Origin of the sequence: Peptoniphilus sp., from assembly GCF_022767005.1 — a bacterium.
Classification (GTDB): domain Bacteria; phylum Bacillota; class Clostridia; order Tissierellales; family Peptoniphilaceae; genus Peptoniphilus_A.
Map to the genome: position 1 here is coordinate 1 of NZ_JALEOV010000080.1, position 4971 is coordinate 4971.

The following is a 4971-nucleotide window of genomic DNA, read 5'->3' on the forward strand; positions in this document are numbered from 1 at the left end:
GGGCGAAAGTTTTTATTTTAAAGCAAATAGCTCCCATTATTTAAAAAATGAAGGAAAGTGTGAAGCTGAGATTTTGTGGATTTCTTCTCCACCAAATTTTTAGGCGGTGAATTATGGAAAATTATGTAATTGAATTAAAAAATGTAACAAAAAGTTTTGACGACAATGTTATTTTAAAGGATTTTAATATTAAAGTTAAAAAGGATGAATTTCTTACAATTTTAGGACCAAGTGGTTGTGGAAAGACAACTATTTTAAGATTAATTGGAGGTTTTGAAGCGCCAGATGAAGGTCAAATTCTTTTTAATGGCAATGATATTACAAATAAAGAGCCTTACGAGAGAAAGATAAACACAGTTTTTCAAAAGTACGCTCTTTTTCCACATATGAATGTCTACAAAAATATTGCCTTTGGTCTTAATATTAAGAAAATGGACAAAAAACTTATAAAAGAAAAGGTAAGGGAAGTTTTAAAACTCGTAAATTTAGAGGGCTTTGAAAACAGAGAAATTGAATCTCTTTCTGGTGGACAGCAACAGAGAATTGCTATTGCAAGAGCCCTTGTAAATGAACCTGAGGTTCTTTTGTTAGATGAACCTCTAGGTGCACTTGACTTAAAACTTAGGCAAGCCATGCAGATTGAGTTAAAGAGAATTCAAAAAAGTGTTGGAATAACTTTTATTTATGTTACTCACGATCAAGAAGAAGCTCTTTCCATGAGTGATACTATAATTGTTTTAAATAATGGCAAAATTCAACAAATGGATACTCCGCTAAATATTTATAATGAGCCTAAAAATGCCTTTGTTGCCGATTTTATTGGCGAATCAAATATTATTAAGGCAAAAATGTTAGAAGATTTTAAAGTAAGATTTTTGGATTATGATTTTGTCTGTGTGGACAAGGGATTTAATAATGGAGAAGATGTTGAAGTAGTTATAAGACCTGAAGACGTGCTTTTAGTAGATGAAAATTATCAAATTGAAGGAACTGTTACAAGTTTAGTCTTTAAAGGTGTTCACTACGAAATGAATGTGGATGTAGATGGTTATAGTATGCTTGTGCAATCAACTGAAAAAAGAGAAGTGGGAGATAGGACAGGCATTATTATAAAACCCGATTTAATCCATGTAATGAGGTTGTCATGAAAAAATTTTCAATTGTATATTTATTTTGGGGATTAGTTTTTATTGTATTGCCACTATTTTTGATACTAGCTCATGCGCTAAGTTCCAATACAAATTTAGCTGATTTTTCCTTTACTTTAGATAATTTTGCAAGATTTTTTGAGCCTTTATATGTAAAAATTTTAATTACTTCCATAATTCTTGCTGCTGTTTCAACTCTTTTTTGTCTAGTCATTGGATACCCAGTTGCCTATATTATTTCAAAAATGAGTGAAAAAGTGAGAAATAATTTGATTTTAGTTTTTATAATTCCAATGTGGATGAATTTTCTACTAAGGACTTATGCTTGGCTAACACTTCTTGGAAATAATGGTCTTATAAATAAATTTATTGGAATTTTTGGTCTTGGACCTTGGGACTTAATGTATAATTCTAAGGCAATTATGATAGGTATGGTTTATAACTTTTTGCCTTTTATGGTTCTTCCAATTTATACAGTGCTTCTAAAAATGGATCAAAAATTAATTGAAGCTGCAAAGGACCTTGGAGCAAATGATTTTAAAGTTTTTGTAAAAGTTATTTTTCCACTTTCACTTCCAGGCATTTACACAGGTATAACTATGGTATTTATTCCTGCAATTTCTACTTTCGTAGTGCCAAACTTACTTGGTGGAAACAACTTCTACTTAATAGGAAATTTAATTGAAAAGCAGTTTACTTTCACGGGAGATTGGGGCTTTGGTTCTGCTATTTCCATGGTGCTAATAGTTATTATGTTTTTGATTTTAGTAATACCAAAATTATTTAATAAAAAAATTAAAACTGGAGAGATGCAAGGAGGTTTGATGTGAAAAAAATAATAGATAGAATTTATTTGTTTTTGACCTTTATATTTTTGTACGCACCAATATTTATTCTTGTGGTCTTTAGTTTTAACAATTCAAAATTAAGAGGATCTTGGGCAGGCTTTACTTTAAAGTGGTATAAAAAGCTATTTAACGACCCGGCAATTTTATCATCTCTTTGGACTACAATTCTTGTTGCAGTTGTTGCAACAGTTATTTCTACGGTTGTGGGAACAGTTGCTGCCATTGCAATAAATGAACTTCGTGGCTTTAAAAAGGATGCTATATTAAATATTAATTATCTTCCAGTGATAAATCCAGACATTGTGACAGCAGTTGCACTAATGGGATTATTTGGACTACTTAATATAAGAATGGGATACACCACTATGATTATTTCACATATTACTTTTTGTATTCCCTATGTAATTTTGTCAATCCTTCCAAAATTAAATCAATTAAATAAAAATACAGTTGAGGCAGCCTTAGATTTAGGAGCGACGCCAACTTATGCAATTATGCACGTGGTAATTCCACAGATAAAACCTGCAATACTTACGGGTGCTTTGATGTCATTTACACTTTCCATTGACGATTTTGTAATTTCTTTCTTCAACACTGGACAAGGAGTTTCAAATTTATCAATTACGATTTATTCAATGGCTAGAAAGGGAATAAACCCTTCAATAAATGCAGTTTCAACACTTATGTTAGTATCATTATTAATTTTACTTGAAATAATTAACAAGAGAAGCGAAAAAAATAAAAATTTTGAGGTGAATCTATGAAAAAAATAATTTTAGCACTATCACTATTAATGCTTTTAACTTTAACTGCTTGTGGTAAAGAGAAAAGTGCAAAGGAAGAAATTTACGTTTATAACTGGGGTGAGTATATAGACCCACAAATTCTAAAGGATTTCCAAAAGGAAACGGGAATAAAGGTAAATTATGACACTTACGCATCTAACGAAGACCTTTATATAAAGATGACTCAATCACAAGACAAGTACGATGTAGTAGTTCCAAGCGATTATATGATTGAAAGACTTTCTAAGGAAGGTTTAATTCAAGAAATTAATTTTAAAAACATTCCAAATTTTGATGGAGTTGAAGATAATTTAAAAAATCCAACTTTTGACCCGGAAAATAAATATTCAGTGCCATATTTCTGGGGAACTGTGGGAATTGTCTACAATAAGAAAGAAGTTAAAGACCCAGTTGATTCTTGGAATATTTTGTGGGATGAAAAATACAAAGACCAAATAATTATGTATAATTCACAAAGAGATACTATTGGCATTGCATTAAAAAGACTTGGCTACTCCCTAAATTCTACAAGTGAAGAGGAATTGCAGGAAGTGAAGCAATCTCTTATTGAACAAAAACCTTTAGTTTACGCATATCTCGACGATGATGGACGTGATGTAGTAGTGCAAGGAGATGCAAATCTTTCTGTTATTTATTCTGGAGATGCACTTCTAATGATGCAACAAAATAAAGATTTAGATTATGTAGTGCCAAAGGAAGGTTCTAATATTTGGTACGATTCTATGGTTATACCAAAGAATGCAAAGAATGTTTCTGGAGCAGAAAAATTTATTAATTATATGCTTAAACCTGAAGTGCAAGCTAAAAATGCAGAATACTGTGTTGGGTACACTTCACCAGTTAAGGGTGTAAAAGACCTTCTTCCTGATGAAATTAAAAATTCCAAGGTTGCATATCCAGACATTGACAAACTTCCGCCACTTGAAGCTTTTAGAGATCTTGGCGATTTCATAAAAGTTTACGACAGAATTTGGACAGAAATAAATGCTTCTAATCTTTAATATGCTAATAAATTTGTTTATTTTAAGACCTTCATGTGTTATTATAATATAAGCGAAATGTTTTCATAATGGAGGTTTAAAATGAACAAGAGAATAAAAAAGCTTATAATACTTGCAATTTTCTTATTAGCACTTATGTTAGTTTCTTTAACCGCTTTTTTTAGCAAGTCTCTTATGTGGCCAAATTCAAATGTGGAAAGAAAATTTGACGGAATTTTATTTAACAATTCCGATGGAGTTGAAAATCTTCAAGTTGCCAGATCTGTTGTCAATGATGGCGGTGAAAAACTTATAAAATACGATGTAAAATTCAATTACACGGGCGAAGACACGACTGCAAGAATAATGGGTACACCTGTTAGACAAATTTTCTTTGGCGAAGGAGTAAAATTCAGCAAGTCAAAGGTAAATCTAAAGGGTGATTTTGATAAAATAAACAAATCACTTTTTGAAGAAAAATTAAAATTAAAGGTTAAAGATTTCTACAACAAAACTGATAATAAAGAGTTTAAAGCAGTTAGTGAAGTAAAACTTAATTTGTCAGAAAAAGTTGGAGAATATGAGTTTGAAGTTTATTACAATCCAAACCCACTATATTTTTCTGGTGGACAAAAAGTTGAAGACGCATCAATATTCGTAACTAATGCTAAGGTAGAAAATTGGACAGAAACAACAAAATCAACTGATAGCGTAAAGGAAGCTTATACAAATTCCGGTTACTATATAAATAAATTAGAATTAATTAACCAAAGTTTGATTAATAAAATTTCATTGATCAACACAATTTCAACAGTGGTGTTTTTAGTACTTACACTTGGTGTAATTGTACTAATTTGGATAGACAAGGGAAGCTTCCCAATGTATCTAGGGGCATTATTTATTATGATTCCTACTTTCTTTAGATTTATGGACAAGGGAACAAGTAACCTTGGAGTACTAATTGTATATCCGATTTTAGGTTTTATTGCATCAATTGTTGCGAGATTTTTATCAGCAGATGATGATGTAACTTTTGGAATAAAAGAAATTAAACAATCAATAGCATTTTTATTAATGTATTTTGTAGTTTCAGTATTATTTATGATTCCAAGAGTATTTATAGGTTAAATAATTTTTTAGGATTAAAGCTCAACTAAGTTGGGCTTTTTTTATGAAAACTTTTTTATTG

5 protein-coding genes are annotated in these 4971 nt (G+C 30.6%); all 5 read left to right on the forward strand.

Features of this window, described 5'->3' with window-relative positions; genetic code table 11:
• Nucleotides 1–113: 113 nt before the first annotated feature.
• The 5 genes from MR285_RS06235 to MR285_RS06255 all read left to right on the forward strand — a co-directional run bounded on the left by MR285_RS06235 (nucleotide 114) and on the right by MR285_RS06255 (nucleotide 4910).
• Nucleotides 114–1148 (forward strand): ABC transporter ATP-binding protein, encoded by a 1035-nt coding sequence (locus MR285_RS06235; RefSeq protein ID WP_293559127.1) that lies wholly within the window; start codon nucleotides 114–116, stop codon nucleotides 1146–1148.
• Nucleotides 1145–1978, forward strand: a complete 834-nt coding sequence (locus MR285_RS06240) for an ABC transporter permease (protein ID WP_293559129.1) — start codon at nucleotides 1145–1147, stop codon at nucleotides 1976–1978. Before MR285_RS06235 ends, MR285_RS06240 begins: the two co-directional genes overlap by 4 nt.
• Nucleotides 1975–2760, forward strand: coding sequence for an ABC transporter permease (locus MR285_RS06245; RefSeq protein ID WP_293559131.1), 786 nt, complete (start codon nucleotides 1975–1977; stop codon nucleotides 2758–2760). The genes MR285_RS06240 and MR285_RS06245 overlap by 4 nt, the downstream gene beginning before the upstream one ends.
• Complete coding sequence (locus MR285_RS06250; RefSeq protein WP_293559133.1) at nucleotides 2757–3803, forward strand: spermidine/putrescine ABC transporter substrate-binding protein; 1047 nt, start codon at nucleotides 2757–2759, stop codon at nucleotides 3801–3803. Before MR285_RS06245 ends, MR285_RS06250 begins: the two co-directional genes overlap by 4 nt.
• A gap of 81 nt (nucleotides 3804–3884) precedes the next feature.
• The gene (locus MR285_RS06255; protein ID WP_293559135.1) at nucleotides 3885–4910 is read left to right on the forward strand and encodes a hypothetical protein; all 1026 of its coding nucleotides are present in this window, start codon (nucleotides 3885–3887) and stop codon (nucleotides 4908–4910) included.
• Nucleotides 4911–4971: the final 61 nt, after the last annotated feature.